The 17,685-nt window shown below is 66.2% G+C and carries 17 protein-coding genes, 1 tRNA gene and 1 pseudogene; 11 read left to right on the top strand and 8 right to left on the bottom strand.

Going from position 1 to position 17,685, the window contains the following annotated elements; genetic code table 11:
* Positions 1-16: 16 nt before the first annotated feature.
* Both ACQR1Y_RS19445 and ACQR1Y_RS19440 read right to left on the bottom strand, forming a co-directional pair.
* Positions 17-592, bottom strand: coding sequence for a c-type cytochrome (locus ACQR1Y_RS19445; protein WP_434877675.1), 576 nt, complete (start codon positions 590-592; stop codon positions 17-19).
* Positions 593-739: 147 nt separating this feature from the next.
* The gene (locus tag ACQR1Y_RS19440) at positions 740-2,017 is read right to left on the bottom strand and encodes a PQQ-dependent sugar dehydrogenase (RefSeq protein ID WP_434877676.1); all 1,278 of its coding nucleotides are present in this window, start codon (positions 2,015-2,017) and stop codon (positions 740-742) included.
* A 332-nt stretch (positions 2,018-2,349) separates the two neighbouring features.
* Between ACQR1Y_RS19440 and ACQR1Y_RS19435 the strand changes: the two genes are divergently transcribed.
* From ACQR1Y_RS19435 to ACQR1Y_RS19425, 3 genes are all read left to right on the top strand, one after another.
* Positions 2,350-3,696 (top strand): amidase, encoded by a 1,347-nt coding sequence (locus ACQR1Y_RS19435; RefSeq protein ID WP_434877677.1) that lies wholly within the window; start codon positions 2,350-2,352, stop codon positions 3,694-3,696.
* A gap of 95 nt (positions 3,697-3,791) precedes the next feature.
* Complete coding sequence (pncB, locus tag ACQR1Y_RS19430; RefSeq protein WP_434857844.1) at positions 3,792-5,096, top strand: nicotinate phosphoribosyltransferase; 1,305 nt, start codon at positions 3,792-3,794, stop codon at positions 5,094-5,096.
* Between the two features lie 101 nt (positions 5,097-5,197).
* Positions 5,198-6,631 carry a caspase family protein gene (locus ACQR1Y_RS19425; RefSeq protein WP_434877678.1) on the top strand — a complete coding sequence of 478 codons (1,434 nt, stop codon included), beginning with the start codon at positions 5,198-5,200 and terminating at the stop codon, positions 6,629-6,631.
* 37 nt (positions 6,632-6,668) lie between these two features.
* On the opposite strand, the gene ACQR1Y_RS19420 is transcribed toward ACQR1Y_RS19425, so the two are convergent.
* Positions 6,669-6,743 (bottom strand) — tRNA-Gly (locus ACQR1Y_RS19420).
* Between the two features lie 287 nt (positions 6,744-7,030).
* On the opposite strand from ACQR1Y_RS19420, the gene trxA reads away from it, so the two are divergent.
* Together trxA and ACQR1Y_RS19410 are read left to right on the top strand one after the other, a co-directional pair.
* Entirely contained in the window at positions 7,031-7,951 is a 921-nt protein-coding gene (gene trxA / locus ACQR1Y_RS19415) for a thioredoxin (RefSeq protein WP_434857846.1), read from the top strand.
* A 45-nt stretch (positions 7,952-7,996) separates the two neighbouring features.
* A complete protein-coding gene (locus ACQR1Y_RS19410) occupies positions 7,997-8,671 on the top strand; it encodes an LON peptidase substrate-binding domain-containing protein (RefSeq protein WP_434877679.1) in 675 nt (224 codons plus the stop codon).
* On the opposite strand, the gene ACQR1Y_RS19405 is transcribed toward ACQR1Y_RS19410, so the two are convergent.
* The 3 genes from ACQR1Y_RS19405 to ACQR1Y_RS19395 form a co-directional block, all read right to left on the bottom strand.
* Positions 8,672-9,502 carry an FTR1 family iron permease gene (locus ACQR1Y_RS19405; protein WP_434877680.1) on the bottom strand — a complete coding sequence of 277 codons (831 nt, stop codon included), beginning with the start codon at positions 9,500-9,502 and terminating at the stop codon, positions 8,672-8,674.
* A gap of 18 nt (positions 9,503-9,520) precedes the next feature.
* Positions 9,521-9,868 carry a cupredoxin domain-containing protein gene (locus ACQR1Y_RS19400; protein ID WP_434857849.1) on the bottom strand — a complete coding sequence of 116 codons (348 nt, stop codon included), beginning with the start codon at positions 9,866-9,868 and terminating at the stop codon, positions 9,521-9,523.
* 286 nt (positions 9,869-10,154) lie between these two features.
* Positions 10,155-10,505, bottom strand: coding sequence for a hypothetical protein (locus tag ACQR1Y_RS19395; RefSeq protein ID WP_434877681.1), 351 nt, complete (start codon positions 10,503-10,505; stop codon positions 10,155-10,157).
* An 88-nt stretch (positions 10,506-10,593) separates the two neighbouring features.
* Here ACQR1Y_RS19395 and ACQR1Y_RS19390 point away from each other — a divergent pair, with 88 nt between their 5' ends.
* Genes ACQR1Y_RS19390 through ACQR1Y_RS19380 form a run of 3 tightly spaced genes read left to right on the top strand, consistent with a single transcriptional unit; the run spans position 10,594 to position 12,315 of the window.
* Positions 10,594-11,136, top strand: coding sequence for a TetR/AcrR family transcriptional regulator (locus ACQR1Y_RS19390; RefSeq protein WP_434877682.1), 543 nt, complete (start codon positions 10,594-10,596; stop codon positions 11,134-11,136).
* A gap of 54 nt (positions 11,137-11,190) precedes the next feature.
* On the top strand, positions 11,191-11,388 hold the full coding sequence (locus tag ACQR1Y_RS19385; protein WP_434857852.1) for a Trm112 family protein: 198 nt from the start codon (positions 11,191-11,193) through the stop codon (positions 11,386-11,388).
* A gap of 3 nt (positions 11,389-11,391) precedes the next feature.
* On the top strand, positions 11,392-12,315 hold the full coding sequence (locus ACQR1Y_RS19380) for an alpha/beta hydrolase (RefSeq protein ID WP_434877683.1): 924 nt from the start codon (positions 11,392-11,394) through the stop codon (positions 12,313-12,315).
* On the opposite strand, the pseudogene ACQR1Y_RS19375 reads toward ACQR1Y_RS19380, so the two are convergent.
* Positions 12,312-13,586 (bottom strand): annotated as a pseudogene (locus tag ACQR1Y_RS19375) (ubiquinone biosynthesis hydroxylase); the annotation flags it as partial. The gene ACQR1Y_RS19380 and the pseudogene ACQR1Y_RS19375 overlap by 4 nt on opposite strands.
* 107 nt (positions 13,587-13,693) lie before the next feature.
* Here ACQR1Y_RS19375 and tesB point away from each other — a divergent pair.
* Positions 13,694-14,569, top strand: coding sequence for an acyl-CoA thioesterase II (gene tesB / locus ACQR1Y_RS19370; protein ID WP_434857854.1), 876 nt, complete (start codon positions 13,694-13,696; stop codon positions 14,567-14,569).
* Between the two features lie 5 nt (positions 14,570-14,574).
* On the opposite strand, the gene ACQR1Y_RS19365 is transcribed toward tesB, so the two are convergent.
* Positions 14,575-15,450 carry a DUF4339 domain-containing protein gene (locus ACQR1Y_RS19365; RefSeq protein ID WP_434857855.1) on the bottom strand — a complete coding sequence of 292 codons (876 nt, stop codon included), beginning with the start codon at positions 15,448-15,450 and terminating at the stop codon, positions 14,575-14,577.
* A gap of 216 nt (positions 15,451-15,666) precedes the next feature.
* On the opposite strand from ACQR1Y_RS19365, the gene ACQR1Y_RS19360 reads away from it, so the two are divergent.
* Positions 15,667-16,005 (top strand): P-II family nitrogen regulator, encoded by a 339-nt coding sequence (locus ACQR1Y_RS19360; RefSeq protein WP_257167498.1) that lies wholly within the window; start codon positions 15,667-15,669, stop codon positions 16,003-16,005.
* Between the two features lie 84 nt (positions 16,006-16,089).
* On the top strand, positions 16,090-17,400 hold the full coding sequence (locus tag ACQR1Y_RS19355; protein ID WP_434877684.1) for an ammonium transporter: 1,311 nt from the start codon (positions 16,090-16,092) through the stop codon (positions 17,398-17,400).
* The last annotated feature ends 285 nt before the right edge of the window (positions 17,401-17,685 follow it).

Genomic DNA, 17,685 nt, shown 5'->3' with positions numbered 1-17,685 from the left:
CGACGCTGACCGTGAGCTACAAATGCGCGAGATAATGCGCGAGCGCGGTGATCTCCTCCGCGGACAGCGGATACGCCACGTCCGTCATCGCCGCCTGGCTGCCGCCGACGCGCTGGCCGCTCTTGTAGTCGTGCAGCGCCTTGACGAGATATTCCTCGCGCTGGCCGGCGAGCCGCGCCACGCCCTTGGTGCCGGCGTAGCTGTCGAGATGGCATGACGCGCAGCGGCGGCCGGCGGCTGCCTCCGCCCCTTTCTTCGACAGATCCGGATCATCGTCCGGCGGCGACTTCGCCGGCTGCAGCGAGGCGAAATAGGCGCCGAGATTGCGGATGTCCTCGTTCGTGAGCTGATCGACGATCGGCTTCATCGCCTCGTTCTTGCGCGTGCCGGCGCGGAAGAACACCAGCTGCCACTGGATGAACTGATCAGGCTGGCCGGCGAGCGAGGGGATGTTCTGGGTTTGCGAGATGCCGTTCTCCCCGTGACAGCCGGTACACACCTCTGCCTTCGCCTTTCCCGCCTCGATATCCGCCGCCTCGGCCGGAACACTCAGCAGCGCGAGCGCGAGCAGACCGGCAACTCCATGACGCATGTCTCAATCCTCCCGTGTCGCCGCGTCTATGCACCGCAGCGTCGTCCCGCGCGCGCGGGCCGATAGCCGGACAACGCGCGGCTCACAAAATAGTTGGGGCTGCGGCCGCCATGATGGCGGCGCGCAGCCCCTGCTTTGGTCAGAGCCTCACTTCTTGTCGTAGCTGATGCGGTAGATCGCACCGGCCCAGTCGTCGGCCACCAGGATCGAGCCGTCCTTGGCGAGCACGATGTCGTTGGGACGGCCGAGATAGCCCTGGTCGCCCTCGAGGAAACCGGAGGCGAACACCTCCTGCTTGGCATCCTTGCCGTCGGGACCGACGATCACGCGCATGATCCGCGCGCCCTGGTACTTGTGGCGGTTCCAGGAGCCGTGCTCCGCGATCAGGATGTTGTTCTTGTACTCGGCGGGGAACTGGTCGCCGGTGTAGAACTTCATGCCGAGCGGCGCCACATGCGCCCCGAGGTTCAGCACCGGCGGCGTGAACTCCGAGCATTTGTGGCCCATCGCGAATTTCGGATCCGGCATGTCACCCTGGTGACAATAGGGATAGCCGAAATGCTCGCCGATCCGCGAGATCATGTTGAGCTTGTCGCTCGGCAGATCGTCGCTGATCCAGTCGCGCGCGTTCTCGGTGAACCAATAGCGGCCCGTGCGCGGATCGACGTCGCCGCCGACGCTGTTGCGCACGCCGAGCGCCCAGATCTCGGCATTGCCGGTGCGCGGATCGACGCGGCGGATCTGCGACACCGAGGTCGGCGGGATGCCGATGTTGAAGGGCGGGCCGAACGGCAGATAGAACCAGCCCTCCTTGTCGACCGCGATGTATTTCCAGCCATGCGCGGCATAGGACGGCATGTCGTCATAGACGACCTTGCCCTGGCCGAGATTGTCGACATTGGCCTCGGCGTTCTCATATTTGATCAGCTTGTCGACCGCGATCACGTAGAGATTGCCGTCCTGGAAGGCCAAGCCGGTGGGCATGTTCAGGCCCTTGAGGACCGTCTTGACCTCGCGCTTGCCGCCCTTGTCGGTGATGGCATAGACGTTGCCCAGCCCGAACGAGCCGACGAACAACGTGCCCTTATCGCCCCAGGCCATCTGCCGCGCGGCGAGCACGCCCGACGCCCACACCTCCATCTTGAAGCCCTGCGGCAGCTTCACCTTCTTGACGAGGTCGGCGAGCTCGGCGTCGGATGCGCCGGTCGGCGGTCCCGAGGGCGGCGCCAATCCCTTCTGATCCTCGGTCTCGTCGCCGAGGAACCAGTCGTCCGGCGGATGCGTCCAGAATTCCTTGGTGCCGGATTCGTATTTCTTGAGAGCCTTGCCCGCGTCGGGCTTCTGCTGCGCGCCGGCTATGCTGGTGCCGGCGAGAAGACTGATTGTTGCAAGCGCAAGAATGCTTCGGTGGAAAGCCGATGTCATCGCTTCACTCCCCTGCAGCTCGTTCGGCTGCGTCTATTTTTCGGACACTGTTTAAGACGTCCTTGGTCGCCACGTCGGCGGTCGACTTGAAAATGGTAGCACATCCTGCGCGGGTGAGAAGCGGATTGCGGAGAGCGCGCGCGGCTCAGGATGCGCCACCCAACTCATCTCGCGCCCTCGGCTCGCGCGGAGCGCGCTGTCATGCGCTGTATTCATACGCGCCGATCGGCCGGGCGGTTGGCGCGCGGAGGAACACTCGATAGGATCGAGGCAACCGCGCCGCGCCGTGACCTGACACCGCGCGACCATGCGTCCTACCGATGGGATCGTTGATGTCCGAGCGTCTCTCACTCTCCACGCCGAAAGCCGGTGCCGGCGTCGTCGACTTGCTGCGCCAGTTCAAGGCGGACTCGTCTGCACCCGCCGCTTATGGCGAAGAGTGTCTGAAAAAGACGCAGGCGATCGAGCCGCAGCTCAAGGCGTTCGAATATCTGCCACGCGATGTCGCGGCGAAGTCCGGGCCTCTGGGTGGAATTCCCGTCGCCATCAAGGACATCATCGCGACCTCGGACATGCCGACCACCAACGGCTCGGCGATCTATCGCGATCATGTGCCCGATGCCGACGCCTGGGTGGTCGCGCGGCTGCGCGATCTCGGCGCCACGATCTTCGGCAAGACGGTCTCGACCGAATTCGCCTGGCGGCATCCCGGCCCGACCGTCAATCCCTGGAACCCGGCGCACACGCCGGGGGGATCGTCATCGGGATCGGCGGCCGCGGTGGCGGCGGGGCTGGTGCCACTGGCGCTGGGGACGCAGACGCTCGGCTCGGTGATCCGGCCCGCGGCTTTCAACGGCGTGGTCGGCTTCAAGCCGAGCTTCGGCGCGATCCCGCGTACCGGCGTGCATCCACTCAGCCCCTCGCTCGACCATGTCGGCTTCTTCGCCCGCCGCGTCGACGACGTCGCGCTCGCTTTGTCTTTGCTGGCCGGCTCCAGCGCCGAGGACCTGCACGGCCGGCCGTTGCCGGGCTTTACCGTCGATATCGAGACCGGCCTCATGCCGCTGGCGAAGCCGCGGCTCGCGGTCGTTCGTTTCGCCAAATGGGAGCGCGCGGAAGCCGAGCAGCAGGCGGTGTTCGAGTCGGTCGTCGCCAGGCTGCGCAGCGCGGGCGCCGCGATCGAGGAGATCGAGCTTAAGGCGCTCGATGCGGTGAACTGGGATGCGATCACCACGATCATGCTGAGCGAAGCGACCACGATCTTCTCCGACCTCATCGCCCGCTTCCCGGACCGGGTCAGCGACGTGATGAAGGCGCATGTCGAGAGCGGGCGCAGCAAGACGGCGATGGAGTATCTCACCGCCAAGGCGGCGCAGGCCGCGCGGCAGACCGCGTTGGCCGGAGAACTCGCCGGCTTCGACGCCGTGCTCACCTTGCCGGCCTTCGGCGAGGCGCCGCACGGCATCGACTGGACCGGCGATGCCGAATATTGCGCGCCATGGACCTTCGTCGGGGCGCCGGCTGTGGCGCTACCGGCCGGGTTCGGCAAGAACGGCCTGCCGCTCGGCGTCCAGATCGCCGGCACCTACCGGAATGACCTCCATGTCCTTCGCGTCGCGAAATGGGTCGAGACCGTCACGGCGTTCGATCCCGGCCTGCCGTTGCTGGCCCGCCGATAGGCCCTCCAAATCGGGCGGAATCCCCTTCACCAGCCGCAAGCGCCCCTGCGACAAGCCCAGTGGCGGCGTCGCGCGCAGCACTGTAAAATCGTCGCATGACAGTCACCGATATCGCGAGCAGAACCTATAATCACGGCTGGCGCCTCGATCCGATCGTGCGCAGCCTGCTCGACACCGATTTCTACAAGCTCCTGATGCTGCAGATGATTCGGGAGTTCTACCCCGATCAGCAGGTCACATTCTCGGTGATCAACCGGACCAAGCGCGTGCGCCTGGCCGACGTCATCGACGAAGGCGAGTTGCGCGCCCAGCTCGATCATGCCCGCACCATCCGCTTCACCAAGAAGGAGCTGATCTGGCTGGCCGGTAATACCTTCTACGGCAAGACCCACATGTTCTCGCCGGACTTCATGAACTGGCTCGCCAATTTCCGGCTGCCCGAATACGAGCTGCACAAGGCCGACGGCCAGTACGAGCTGCATTTCCACGGGCCGTGGACCCACACCACGATGTGGGAGATTCCGGCGCTCGCGATCGTCAACGAGCTGCGCTCGCGCCAGGCGATGAAGGGCCAGGGCCGGTTCGCGCTCGACGTGCTGTTCGCCCGCGCCAAGGCCAAGCTGTGGGCGAAGGTCGAGCGGCTGCGCAAGCTCGAGGGCCTGCGGCTGTCGGATTTCGGCACGCGCCGGCGTCACGGCTTCCTGTGGCAGCGCTGGTGCGTCGAGGCCGTGAAGGAAGGGCTCGGATCGTCGTTCACCGGCACCTCGAACGTCCTGCTGGCGATGGACAACGACCTCGAAGCCATCGGCACCAACGCGCACGAATTGCCGATGGTCGCCGCGGCGCTGGCCAAGAACGACGACGATCTGCGCTTCGCGCCCTACCGCATCCTCGACCAGTGGCGGCAGACCTATGCCGGCAATTTGCTGATTGCCCTGCCCGACGCCTTCGGCACCAAGGCCTTCCTGCGCGACGCGCCGGACTGGGTTGCCGACTGGACCGGCTTCCGCCCCGACAGCGCGCCGCCGATCCAGGCCGGCGAGGAGATCATCGCCTGGTGGAAATCCAAGGGGCGCGATCCCCGGCAGAAGCTGCTGGTGTTCTCCGACGCGATGGACGTCGAATCGATCGAACAGATCCACCAGCGCTTCTCCGACCAGGTGCGGCTGTCGTTCGGCTGGGGCACCAATTTGACCAACGATTTCGTCGGCTGCTCGCCGGACGGCTCGGTGGACCTCGACCCGATCTCGCTGGTCTGCAAGGTGACCTCCGTGGACGGCCGCCCCGCGGTGAAGCTGTCCGACAACCCGGAGAAGGCGACCGGCGACCCCGCCGAGATCGCCCGTTACCTGCGCGTGTTCGGCGACGCCGGGCGGGTTCGCACGCCCGTGCTGGTCTGACCTGAGCGCGATTTCCGCCGCGGTCTCTACAATTCTTGTTCCGGTTTTGTTCGAGCTGCGGTAAAATCAGCGCGCGAACATCGGAGCAGGAGACCGTGGGCATGCGTGAGGCGAGGCGCCGAGGCGGACAGCTGCTTTTTGCGGCCGTGGCCGTGATCATCGCGGTCCTGGCGGGTGCCGGACCGGCCGAGGCCGATAAGCGCGTAGCGCTGGTGATCGGCAACTCCATCCATGAGCGCGCGCCGCTGCTCGACGAGCCGGCGGCGGACGCAAAGCTGTTGGCCGACAGGCTGGTGCAGCTCGGATTCACGTTGAGCGGCGGCGCCGCGTTGGTCGATCTCGACAAGAAGGGATTCGATCGCGCGCTGGCCGAGTTCAGGGGACGGATCGCAGATGCGGACGTCGCCCTGATCTACTACGCCGGCTATGGGCTGAACCTCGGCGGCGCCAATTATCTGGTCCCGGTGGACGCCGCGCCGGCAAAGGCCGCCGACGCCGAGACCGAGCTGCGCAGCCTGAACGGCATCATGCGCGATCTGGACGCGCCGGGTGCGCGCCAGAACGTCGTCATTCTGGACGCCTTCCGTGGAAATCCCTTCGAAGCGCGCGGCATCGCCGGGCTCACCGCCGGCCTGCTGCCGATGCGGGTGCCGCCCCGTACCGTGGTCTCCTTTGCCGCGCAGATTGGGACCGTCGGACAGCGCGGCCCCGGCGGCCATGGCGCATTCGCTGTCGCCTTCGCCGACGCGCTGCAGCAGCCGGGACTTCGCCTGATCGAGATCTTCAATCAGACCAATGCGGCGGTGGGGCGCGCCACCGGCGGCGCCCAGCAGCCCCTGGTCATGTATACGCTGGTGGACGGCGGCCCGCAGCTGAGCTCCGCAGGGCCGAGCTTCCCCCAGCCGGCCCGCCCGATGGCCAGCCAATCTGCCGCTCCTTCGCCGAAGCCCGCAGCTTCGTCGGTCCCGTCGGACGCACGGACCCCCGGCCTCGCCGTGCTGTATGACGAGGATCTCTCGGACCCCCAGGGCAAGCGCTATTCAGGCTCGGTGACGTGGCGGAGCGACACCATCAAGAGCGCTCAATCGGGGCAGCCCCTGCCGGTCATCCGCGGCGACATCGACATTCCCGATCGCAAGCTCAAGGTCAGCCTGGTCCTTCGTCGCAATGACGATCCCGCGCTGCCGGCCAGCCACGTGGCGGAGCTGATGTTCAAGCCGGCCCCTGATTTTGCCGGCGGCGGCATCAGCAACGTGCCGGGAATCCTGATGAAGACCAACGAGAATGCGCGCGGGACACCGCTGGCCGGACTCTCCGTCAAGGTGACGGAAGGATCCTTCCTGGTCGGCTTTTCGAACGTCAAAGAGGATCGTGCTCGCAACGAAGAGCTGCTCGCACAGCGTGAATGGTTCGACATTCCGCTCGTCTACGGCAATCAGCGACGAGGCATCCTGGCCATCGGCAAAGGTCCGAGCGGAGATCGCGTCTTTGCCGACGCGCTCGCGGCCTGGGAGAAGTCCCAGTCGTCTCGGTGATTGCTTGGCGGAGGTATCAGCGGCGGAGCGGAGAATTTGGAGCGGGCGAAGGGGTTCGAACCCTCGACCCCGACCTTGGCAAGGTCGTGCTCTACCACTGAGCTACACCCGCATCCGTGTCACCTGGGCGCTGTGGCCGGCGGCGACGGGCGAACCTATGCCAAATGCCGCGGACGAATGCAACAGGTCTGCGACAGGTTTCGTCACGAGATCATCCTCAATTTTGGGTGTCGAGACCGCGAAACCCGGTCGAATCGGGCGACCGGCGCCGTTCGCGATGAACCAATTGAAATTTCCCCAGTCGACCGCCACTTAAGGTGACGGAAACCGTGTATTGAGGCGCGGCGGCGGCTGGTTCCCGGCACGCTGTCCATCCCAGTTTTTTCGGACGAGGACCCCGTGACCATTGTTGAGCAGGGCAACGGAGCGGCGCCGCAGGTGCCGGATCTGATCAAGGACACCACGACCCAGAGCTTCGTGAAGGACGTGATCGAGGAATCGAAGCGTCAGCCGGTCCTCATCGACTTCTGGGCTCCGTGGTGCGGACCGTGCAAGCAGCTGACCCCGATCCTGGAAAAGGCCGTCAAGGCCGCCAAGGGCAAGGTCAAGCTGGTGAAGATGAACATCGACGAGCATCCGGCCATCCCGGGCCAGATGGGTATCCAGTCGATTCCCGCCGTGATCGCCTTCGTCGGCGGCCGGCCGGCCGACGGCTTCATGGGCGCCGTTCCCGAGAGCCAGGTCAGCGCCTTCATCGAGAAGATCACCAAGGGCGTTCCCGGCGCCGGAGAGCCCGATATCGCCGAGATCCTCAAGGAAGCCGAGGCCGTGCTGGCCGAGGGTGACGCCGCCGGCGCGGCCGAGATCTACGCCGAGGTGCTGGCGTTCGATGCCACGAATATTCCGGCGATCGCAGGGCTGGCAAAGTGCCAGGTCGAGCTCGGCGCGATCGAGCAGGCCAAGCAGACGCTCGCCATGGTGCCCGAAGCCAAGCGCAATGATCAGGCCGTGTCCGCAGTCCAGGCCGCGATTGATCTCGCCGAGCAGGCGCAGTCGCTCGGGCCGGTCGGCGAACTGGAACAGAAGGTCACCGCCAATCCGCTGGACCATCAGGCGCGTTTCGACCTCGCGATCGCGCTCAACGCCGCGGGCAAGCGGACGGAGGCCACCGACCATCTGCTCGAGATTGTCAGGCGCGACCGCAAATGGAACGAGGACGGCGCGCGCAAGCAGCTCGTGCAGTTCTTCGAAGCCTGGGGCGGCGCCGACGAGGCCACCGTCGAGGGCCGCAAGCGGCTGTCGACGATCCTGTTTTCGTGAGCTAGGCGGGCACCCACGCGCTCTCTGGGGGATACGAGGTATCGCATGCCGATCAATGCCGAATATCGCGGTCCCGCCGAGCTGCCGGAGGTCATTCCGGTGTTTCCCCTGGCGGGCGCGCTACTGCTGCCGCGCGGCCAGATGCCGCTCAACATCTTTGAGCCGCGCTACCTCGCGATGGTCGACGACGCCTTCCGCGACGGCCATCGGCTGATCGGCATGATCCAGCCGGACGTGACGCATTCCTCCAGCGAGGAACGCCCCGTCCTGTTCAAGGTCGGCTGCGTCGGCCGCATCACGCAGCTCGCAGAGTCCGGCGATGGCCGCTACATCCTCGAGCTCACCGGCGTCTCCCGCTTCAAGGTCGTCGAGGAGATGACCGTGCTGACGCCGTACCGCCAGTGCAAAGTCGATTATTTCCCGTTCCTCGACGACTTCACCGCGCGCAAGGGTGAGGATGCGGTCGACCGCGATGCGCTGCTCGCGGTGCTGACCGACTTCCTCAAGGCCAACAATCTCAAGGTCGATTGGGCCGGCATCGAAGCCGCCCCCAACGAGGCGCTCGTGAACGCGCTCGCGATGATGTCGCCTTATGGGCCGGCCGAAAAGCAGGCGATGCTCGAAGCGCCGGACCTGAAGACGCGCACCGAGATCCTCATCGCCGTCACCGAGATGGATCTCGCCAAGAAGCGGACCTCGGGAGATCCACCCCTGCAGTGATCACTCCGCGGCAACCGCGCGCCGCGGCGCTGGCGCTGCCGTGAGGCGCATCAGCGCAATCGTCGCCAGGATGACCCCGACATAGACGGCGAGCTGCATCGCGGTCGGCTGATCCGTATAGCCGATCAGCGCCTTGAGCGTCCGGCCGGCGAGGCCTTTCTCCGGCAGCACCGCGCTCGAATCCCACATCACCTGATCGAACGAGGTCAGCCAGTTGGCGCGGGCGAGGAAGAACACCGCCTGGGCAGCCATGCCCGCCGACAGCAGGGTGATCAGCACGGTCGTGGTCCGGAACAGCGCGCGCGGGGGAATGCGCATCAGGCCATAGTAGGTCAACAGACAGACGGCGACGCCGAGCAGCAGCCCCAACACGCCACCACCGAGCAGCGCCCGGCCGCCGCCCTCGTCGGACGCGGCGACGCCATAGAGAAACAGCGCGACTTCACTGCCTTCGCGGAGCACCGCGATGGCGATCACCGTCGCCAAAGCCACCAGCGGCTTGGCGCCTGCGGCCACCGCCTGGCCCATCGTCCGCAACTCCTGCGCCATCTCGCGGCCGTGCCGCGCCATCCAGACATTGTGCCACGTCAGCATGATCACGGCGGTCGACAGGATCGCCGCGTTGAACAGCTCCTGCCCCATGCCTTCGAACAACTGCGTCAGCGTGCCCGCGAACGCTGCGACCATGCAGGCGCCGACCAGGCCTGCGAACAATCCGGCGCCGATCCAGCGCAACCGGTGCGGCACGGCACTGGTGACGGCCAGCACGATACCGACGATCAGGCCGGCTTCGAAGACTTCGCGAAAGACGATGATCAGTGCGGCGAGCATGGCGTGACCTGCTGAGCGCTATTGGACGTTGACGAAGCCGCGGGCCTTTTCGTTGAAGTCGTTGTAGAACTCGTAGCGGCCCGACTTCATCGCCCGCACGTTCAGAACGGCCTCGCTGTTGGCGGCGATGACCTTCTCGATCTTCAAGGTCTCGCTCTCGAACTCGATGGCCTTGCCTTCCATGTTCTTCACACGGATCGTGAGCGGCGCGTCTGCGGGGACGGTGGGCTCCTTGGGCTCGAACTGACCGTTGGCATAGGTCAGGCAAATCTCGCTCGGCCCCCCGGCATAGGCCTGCGCTGCAACCAGCAGCATGCCGGCACTTCCACCCACCACGACCAACTTCCGCACCACGTCGACCAACATCGATCCGTCCTCTCTTATCCAGACAAGCAAATCGGAGAACGGTCCTGCTTCCGCACCCAAGACGATGCCGGGCATCCGTTCGCGACGACGAACAGCTAAGCGGCCCGCCGCCGTGTCTGCAAAGAGACTCCTTCTAAGTTGGAACCATTCTTTCCGAATATGTCGCGGCAGTGGCATCGCCGTGAGCGGAGTGCGGCCGAACGCGAGCGAGATGTCGCGACGCGTTGCCTGCCGTCGACGCGTCAAGGTGCTGGCGCTTTTGCGCCATGAGCTGCACGGTGGGGACTTAGTAGCCCGCCGCAGCCATCGCCACCACACCTGCGAGCATGATCCAACCAAAATGCCGCGCGCGTGTCGCCCACGCGTTGCCGAGGGCCGCCAAGCCGAACACCGCGATCGCGGTCATGACGGTCCAATGCCGCGCCGGCTCGGACTCCATCCACGGCACGGCGATCAGCAGGACTCCGCAACCGATCCAGGCCACCGTGCTGGCTTGCCAGACCACCCGAAGCAGAGTGCGCAGCCGCTCGGGCGTGATGCTGGCGCGCGCGAAGACGACGGTCTCGCCGAGCACTCCGTGGATCAGGGCCACGACGATCGCGGTCACACCCGCGCATTGCAACAGCAAGTCACGCATGATCCTCTCCATACAGTTGTGTATGGAGCATGCGCTCCGCGCTGGCGATCGTCAATACACTTGTGTATGGTTCGGCAGGTGGCACGACATGAATGAGCAACTCTCGGCGCAGGACTGGCTGGACCAGGGGCTCAAGCTCCTGGCGAGCAAGGGCTTCACCGCGCTCAAGGCAGAGCCCATGGCCAAGTTCATGGGCGTCTCGCGCGGCAGTTTCTATTGGCATTTCGCCGACGTCGCCGCGTTCCATTCCGAACTCCTGAAGCATTGGCGCGACATCGCGGCCGAGCAGATCATCATCGGCGTGGAGGCGAGCGCGGGAGACGAGCCGGTCATCGCCGTGCTCCTGCGCCGCACGCTTGCGACCCGGCTGACATTGGAGCGCGCCGTTCGTAGCTGGGCGGCGACCAGCCCGGTGGCGCGCCAGGCCGTTCAGGCCATCGACAAGCGCCGGCTCGGCTATATCGAGGGCCTGCTCGCGGCCCAGGGCCTGCCGGCCGCGATCGTACAGGCGCGCGCCCAGGTGCTCTATTGGGCGTTCCTCGGCTACGCGCTGTCCGAGCGGCAACTGCCGCCCGAGCAGCAGCAGGCGGTGATCGAGGAGCTGATCAGGATCGCCCTGGACGAGCCTTGAGTGAGGACAGCGCCATCGCGAATATGCTACAGAGCGCCCGCCGGAGACCATGCCATGAACGCCCCGCTCGAACGCCCCGCCAATTCCGTCGATCCCAAGCTGCTCGAAATCCTGGTCTGCCCGATGACCAAGGGACCGCTGGAGTATGACGCCGCCAAGCAGGAGCTGATCTCGCGTTCGGCGAAGCTCGCTTATCCAATTCGGGACGGCATTCCAATCATGCTCCCTGAGGAAGCCCGGAAGATCGACTGACCGATGCGGTCCGCCGTCGCCCGCTGCGTGCTTGCGCTGCTCCTGCTCACTTCGGCCGCGTCGGCGGAGGAGAGCGCGATCCGCGTCGGCCCGCTCGACGCGGTACTGACCACCCCCTCCGGCATCGAGCGGCCGCCGGTCGCCCTGCTCATCGCCGGGTCCGGGTCGACGGACCGGGACGGCAATGGGCCGCAGCTGAAGCCCGCGACCCTGAAGAAGCTCGCCGAGCAGTTTGCTGCCCGCGGCATCGCCAGCCTGCGCTACGACAAGCGCGGTGCGCGGGGCTGGAAGGCGGAGTTCGGCAGGCCCGAGGACTTCCGCTTCAAGGACTATGTCGACGACAGCGCGTCGCTGGTCGACTATTTGCGCGGCAAGTTCGCCCGCATTGTCCTGGTCGGCCACAGCGAGGGCGGCCTCGTCGCCATCCTCACCGCCCGCCGCACCCCGGTCGATCGCCTCGTCCTGCTGACGACGTCGGCGCGACGGCAGGGTGACCTGCTCAAGGCGCAGCTCGAGAAGAAGCTGCCGGCGACGAAGATGGAGCCGGTCGCCAAGGCGATCGATGCCATCATGGCGGGCCAGATTGTGGACCCTCCCCCGCCGGAGCTGCCGATCGCACCGAGCATGCAGCCCGGCATCGGCTCCGCCTTCGCCGAGGATCCGATCGATCCGCTGAAGCAGATCGTGATCCCGATCCTGATCGTCGGCGGCGCCCGCGATTCGCAGATCCCGCGGCTCGACGCGGTTGCCCTCGCCACCGCCGCGCCGGCCGCCAAGACGCTGTGGCTGCCGGACATGAACCATGTGCTGGTCGACGTTGCCAACGAGGACGAGAATCTCTCGTCCTACAACGACCCCGACCGCCCGCTCGATCCCGACATGGTCGAGGCCGTCGCCGGCTTCATTACGGCCCCCGGCCCGCGCTAGAGCGCCTCGCCCTTCAGCAGCCGCGGCATCTGGCCGGTGAGCCCAGCGGCCTGCTTGATGAACAGCTCCTTCAAGGGCGGCGCGCGGTCGACGAGGCCGAGGCCGATGTCGCGCACGGTGCGCAGCAGGGTCGACTTATTGGAGAACAGGAAGTTCAGCGAGTTGGTGGCGACGCCCATCGCCATGGTGTCGAACCGCCGCCAGCGCTGGTAGCTTTCGAGCACGTCGACCTGCCCGGGATCGATGCCCATCCGCGCCGCGTCGACCACGACCTCGGCCAGCGCCGCAACATCCTTCAGGCCCATGTTGAGCCCCTGCCCCGCGATCGGATGGATGACATGCGCGGCGTCGCCGACCAGCGCCAGCCGCGGCGCGATGAAGGAGCGAGCGACGAAATAGGACAGCGGAAACGCGCGCGGCTGGTCCAGCACCTTCAACTCGCCGAGATGCAGCCCGGCGCGCTTCTCCAGCTCGGCATGGAATTCATCGGCGCTGAGCGCGACCAGGCGCTGCGCCTCCCGGCGCCGCTCGGTCCACACCAGCGACGAGCGCTTGCCGGTCAGCGGCAGGATCGCGAACGGCCCCGGCGGCAGGAAATGCTCCTCGGCCCGGCCGTTGTGGTCGCGCTCGTGGCCGACGGTCACGACGATGCCGGACTGGTCGTAGTCCCAGCCATGGGTCAAAATACCGGCGCGCTCGCGCAGCTTCGAGCGCGCGCCATCGGCCGCCACCAGCAGGCTGGCTTCCATCTCGCTACCATCGCCCAGCGTCACCGTGACGGCGTCCGTCCGCGTCTTGAAGCCGGTCACCGGCGCGGCCTTCAGCTCGACGCCGGCCGCCTCGGCATGCTTGACGAGCGCATCGATCAGCAGCCGGTTCTCGACCATATGCGCGAACGGCTCGCCGGCCTCGACCTGGCCTGCGAAGGTCAGGAAGGCAGGGCGCGTGGCGTCCTCGAGCTTGGAATCGGTGATCACCATGTCGAGGATCGGCTGCGCCTCCGGTGCGACGTCGGCCCAGACGCCGATGGCGTCGAACAGCTTGCGGCAGGCGGCGACGATGGCGGACGCGCGGGGATCGCGGCTCGGCCGGTTGGCCAGCGCCGGGTCGGCGACGATCACCGGCACCTCGGGCCCGAGGCCCTGCCGCAGCGCCAGCGCCAGCGCCAGGCCGGCAAAGGCCCCGCCACAAATGACAATGCTTCGCTGTGTCGTCATGCCACTCTGCTCACGGTTACTCTTGCGGGTGGAGTATAGCTGGGCGAAACAGGACCGTGAACCAACGGCTGCGACCCGAAGCCGTCAATTCCGGATGCCTGATCCTGCCATAACGGGGCCGGGACCGGATTGGACCGCAACGCCAGCGAAAGCACCACGCCATGTCCAAGGGACTGATCGATCTGATCGCGATCCTCGACCTCGAGCCGATCGAGGTGAACCTGTTCCGCGGCAACAGCCCGAAGACCAGTTGGCAGCGCGTGTTCGGCGGCCAGGTGATCGGCCAGGCGATGATGGCGGCATGCCGCACCGTCGAGGGCCGGCTGCCGCATTCGCTGCATTGCTATTTCATCCTGCCGGGCGACCCGCAGGTGCCGATCATCTACCAGGTCGAACGCCTGCGCGACGGCAAGAGCTACGCGACGCGACGCGTCACCGCGATCCAGCACGGCAACGCGATCTTCTCGATCATGGTCTCGTTCCATGGCGACGAAGAGAGCGCGTTCAACCACCAGGACAAGATGCCGGACGTGCCGCCGCCGGAGAAGCTGACGGCGGAGGAGATCTCCAAGCAGCCGATGTTTACGGAGCTCTTCCAGCGCATGCCGGACTTCATCCGGCGCTATTACGAATCCGACCGGCCGATCGAGCTGCGGCCGGTCGAGCTCGATCGCTATTTCGGCAAGAAGATCGATGACGGCCGCATTCATGTCTGGATCAAGACGGCGGCGAAGCTGCCGGACGATCCGGCGCTGCACATGTGCGCGCTGGCCTATGCGTCGGACTTCTCGCTGCTCGACGCTGTCATGGCGCGCTACGGGCGCACCCTGTTCGACAAGCGCATGATGCCGGCCTCGCTGGATCACGCGATGTGGTTTCACCGGCCGTTCCGCGCCGACGAATGGCTGCTCTATGCGCAGGATTCGCCGAGCGCGCAGGGCGGCCGCGGGCTGACCCGCGGCTCGATCTTCAAGCCCGACGGCACGCTGGTCGCCTCCGTCGCGCAGGAGGGATCGATCCGCGAGCGCCGGGCGTAAGCCCATCAGGCCGGCTGCGAGCCGCGCGGCACAAGCGCGAATTGCGACACGTACCAGGCACTGTACCAGCGCAGCAGCCACGGGATCGGAATAATGAGGATCGAGCCGAAGGTGAAGGCCAGCGTCCGCCACAGCACCTCCAGTCCCGAACCGGTGAACACGATCTCGCGGCGCGAGCCCTGAACGTTGCGGCAGATCCAGCGCATCCAGGCCGCCAGCACCCAGGCCCAGCCGATGATGGTGATGCCGGACACGAGCAGCAGCAGGTACCAGCCGACATAGGCGAGCGGGCTGCCCTCGAAATGCAGCGGCAGCGGCTCGCCGTTGGAGGTCAGCTTGGTCGCGATCCAGCGCACCACCATCCAGCCCAGGAAAGCGGGGGCGATGGTCGAGATCAGGTTGAGGATCACGCTGTCGCTGAGGCCGACATAGGTCAGGACGCCCATCGCGATGAAGACGTACCAGATGTCCAGCGGCTGGCCGCTGAAGCCGAGATTGGGCCGTCCGGGCACGTTCATCCGCTCGATGACGTAGCGGTAGAGGTAAACGGCCGTCCACGGCGTGATGACGACCAGGAACTGGCCGAGCACATACAGCACGGTCCAGCCGAAATAGGGCCAGGTCTCCAGCTTGACCGACAGCGCGCCCGACGGCGCCGAGCCGCCGGCATCGAACGCGGGCGGGCCGCCCGGCGCAACGCTCGGGACACCCGACATCAGCCCAGGAATGCGTCCAGCCTTCTCCCAGCCGGCCATGCCGTCGCTCCAGAGCAGAGTTTCGGCGGTCACGACACCCCGGGCAATCAGGTCGCGCAACTCGTCTTCCGAGATGGGGCCCTGTTGCTGACCTTGAGCCGCGTAATACCAGGAACGATTCGACATAGGGTGTCCTTGGGAGTCCTTGAGTGGAGAGGCAGGAAAAGTTCTTCAGTCTGTCGGCCGAGGCGGTTTTGCGTTCAGTGATATCGGTCACTCCTTGACGTTTTCGCTTAACGCTGCGCTCATTTTGTGCCATTTGCCTATGAACAGGCCAAAACAGCCGACCCATTTCTGCCTGCGAAACAGGCTGTTCAGCTCCGAGGAACCCAAGGCCCGCCCATGAAGCTCGTCGTCGCGATCATCAAACCCTTCAAGCTCGACGAGGTGCGCCAGGCCCTCACCGCGATCGGCGTCCACGGCATGACCGTCACCGAGGTCAAGGGCTACGGCCGTCAGAAGGGCCACACCGAGATCTATCGGGGCGCCGAATATATCGTGAACTTCCTGCCCAAGCTGCGCATCGAGATCGCGGTGAACTCCGATATCGCCGAGAAGGCGGTCGAGGTGATCACCACGCACGCGCGCACCGGCCAGATCGGCGACGGCAAGATTTTCGTGACGCCGATCGATCACGCCCGCCGCATCCGCACCGGCGAGACCGACAGCGACGCACTCTAGGCAGCCGCAACGGCTGCACGCCCGCCGCAACGGCGCGGCGGAGCGACCAATCTCAATCTGATCTGACATGCCGGGGGGACTGTCATGGGGACCTGCGCGTCTCGTTGCCTGCGCGCGTCTGCAGCTTTGGCTGCGGCGGGAAGCATCGCCTTGGTCACGCCGGCACGGGCGGCCGCGCCATCCACGATCGAAGCCGCCGACACCGCCTGGATGATCGTCGCCACCGCGCTGGTGCTGATGATGACCATTCCGGGACTGGCGCTGTTCTATTCGGGCATGGTGCGCAAGAAGAACGTGCTGGCGACGATGGCGCAGAGCCTCGCCGCGGTGATGCTGATCTCGATCCTGTGGGTCGCGTTCGGCTACTCGCTGGCCTTCGTCGGCGACGGCGCCTGGATCGGCACGCTCGATCGCGCCTTCCTCGCCGGCATGGGCATGGACAGCGTGCATCCCGGCGCCAAGACGATCCCGGAAGCGCTGTTCATGCTGTACCAGATGACGTTCGCGATCATCACGGTGGCGCTGGTGGCGGGCTCGGTCGCCGACCGCATGCGCTTCTCGGCCTATCTGGTGTTCGGCGTCGCCTGGTTCGTGTTCGTCTACGTGCCGCTGGCGCATTGGATCTGGGGCGGCGGCTTCCTCGCCCAGGCCGGCGTGGTCGATTTCGCCGGCGGCCTCGTCGTGCATCTCTCCGCCGGCACCGGCGGGCTGGTGGCGGCGCTGGTGATGGGACGTCGCCAGGGCTATGGCAGCGAGAACCTGTCGCCGTTCGACCTGTCGCTCGCGGTGGTCGGCACCGGCCTGCTCTGGGTCGGCTGGTTCGGCTTCAATGGCGGCTCGGCGCTCGGCGCCAACGCCCATGCCGTGATGGCGATCCTGACCACCCACCTCGCCGCCTGCGCCGGCGCGATCACCTGGGGCGCGCTGGAATGGTCGACGCGGCGCAAGCCGTCGGTGCTCGGCATGATCTCCGGTGCCGTCGCCGGCCTCGGCACCATCACCCCGGCGTCGGGTTACGTCGCGCCCTGGCATGGCCTCGTCATCGGCGCACTCGCCGGTATCATATGCTACTGGGCCTGCACCTCGCTGAAGCACCGTTTCAATTACGACGATTCGCTCGACGTGTTCGGCGTCCATGGCATCGGCGGCCTCACCGGCACGGTGCTGGCGGGCGTGTTCGCCACCGCCGCGATCGGCGGCACCGCCGGGCTGATCGAGGGCAATCCGAAGCAACTGCTGTCGCAACTCTACGGCGTCGCCGTCACCCTGGTGTGGTCCGGCGGAGTGACCTGGGGCCTTCTCAAGCTGGTCAGCGCCTTCGTCCCGCTGCGGGTGTCCCGCGAGCAGGAACTCGAGGGGCTCGACATCTCCCAGCACGGCGAGGCGCTGCAGTAATTGACGGCATCTGATCCGTTCTGAGTCGCGGAAATCTGCCCGCGCCGTGGGCAGCATTGTGTCCCGAGCCTGTCTTGCGTAGTTCTTGCGCAGGACTGCCCATGAATTGGGCGCGACCGAATAGCGCAGCCCCGGACATCCCCCCTGAGGGCTGAAAAGGTCAGGATTCACGGCTCGTTAGCCCTGACCAGCCGTCTGGCACGGCATTTGATTCTAGGGCCCCGGCTGTGCCCGCGTCGTGAAGCTTTCTCCGCGTGGTGAACCTCAGTCGACAAGAAGCGCTCG

Source organism: Bradyrhizobium sp. HKCCYLRH3099 (genome assembly GCF_051167855.1).
In the GTDB taxonomy this organism is placed as follows: Bacteria; Pseudomonadota; Alphaproteobacteria; order Rhizobiales; family Xanthobacteraceae; genus Bradyrhizobium.
Note: the sequence above shows the minus strand (reverse complement) of the source record. Positions and strands in the feature narration are given on the sequence as shown.

What these genes read in the sequence shown, in the direction of transcription:
- ACQR1Y_RS19380 (WP_434877683.1), top strand. Translation starts at nt 11,392, where the DNA reads ATGCGGTCCGCCGTCGCCCGCTGCGTGCTTGCGCTGCTCCTGCTCACT.
- ACQR1Y_RS19410 (WP_434877679.1), top strand. Translation starts at nt 7,997, where the DNA reads ATGCCGATCAATGCCGAATATCGCGGTCCCGCCGAGCTGCCGGAGGTC.
- ACQR1Y_RS19395 (WP_434877681.1), bottom strand. Translation starts at nt 10,505, where the DNA reads ATGCGTGACTTGCTGTTGCAATGCGCGGGTGTGACCGCGATCGTCGTG.
- ACQR1Y_RS19360 (WP_257167498.1), top strand. Translation starts at nt 15,667, where the DNA reads ATGAAGCTCGTCGTCGCGATCATCAAACCCTTCAAGCTCGACGAGGTG.
- tesB (WP_434857854.1), top strand. Translation starts at nt 13,694, where the DNA reads ATGTCCAAGGGACTGATCGATCTGATCGCGATCCTCGACCTCGAGCCG.
- pncB (WP_434857844.1), top strand. Translation starts at nt 3,792, where the DNA reads ATGACAGTCACCGATATCGCGAGCAGAACCTATAATCACGGCTGGCGC.
- ACQR1Y_RS19425 (WP_434877678.1), top strand. Translation starts at nt 5,198, where the DNA reads ATGCGTGAGGCGAGGCGCCGAGGCGGACAGCTGCTTTTTGCGGCCGTG.
- ACQR1Y_RS19405 (WP_434877680.1), bottom strand. Translation starts at nt 9,502, where the DNA reads ATGCTCGCCGCACTGATCATCGTCTTTCGCGAAGTCTTCGAAGCCGGC.
- ACQR1Y_RS19390 (WP_434877682.1), top strand. Translation starts at nt 10,594, where the DNA reads ATGAATGAGCAACTCTCGGCGCAGGACTGGCTGGACCAGGGGCTCAAG.
- ACQR1Y_RS19440 (WP_434877676.1), bottom strand. Translation starts at nt 2,017, where the DNA reads ATGACATCGGCTTTCCACCGAAGCATTCTTGCGCTTGCAACAATCAGT.
- ACQR1Y_RS19365 (WP_434857855.1), bottom strand. Translation starts at nt 15,450, where the DNA reads ATGTCGAATCGTTCCTGGTATTACGCGGCTCAAGGTCAGCAACAGGGC.
- ACQR1Y_RS19445 (WP_434877675.1), bottom strand. Translation starts at nt 592, where the DNA reads ATGCGTCATGGAGTTGCCGGTCTGCTCGCGCTCGCGCTGCTGAGTGTT.
- ACQR1Y_RS19355 (WP_434877684.1), top strand. Translation starts at nt 16,090, where the DNA reads ATGGGGACCTGCGCGTCTCGTTGCCTGCGCGCGTCTGCAGCTTTGGCT.
- ACQR1Y_RS19385 (WP_434857852.1), top strand. Translation starts at nt 11,191, where the DNA reads ATGAACGCCCCGCTCGAACGCCCCGCCAATTCCGTCGATCCCAAGCTG.
- ACQR1Y_RS19400 (WP_434857849.1), bottom strand. Translation starts at nt 9,868, where the DNA reads ATGTTGGTCGACGTGGTGCGGAAGTTGGTCGTGGTGGGTGGAAGTGCC.
- ACQR1Y_RS19435 (WP_434877677.1), top strand. Translation starts at nt 2,350, where the DNA reads ATGTCCGAGCGTCTCTCACTCTCCACGCCGAAAGCCGGTGCCGGCGTC.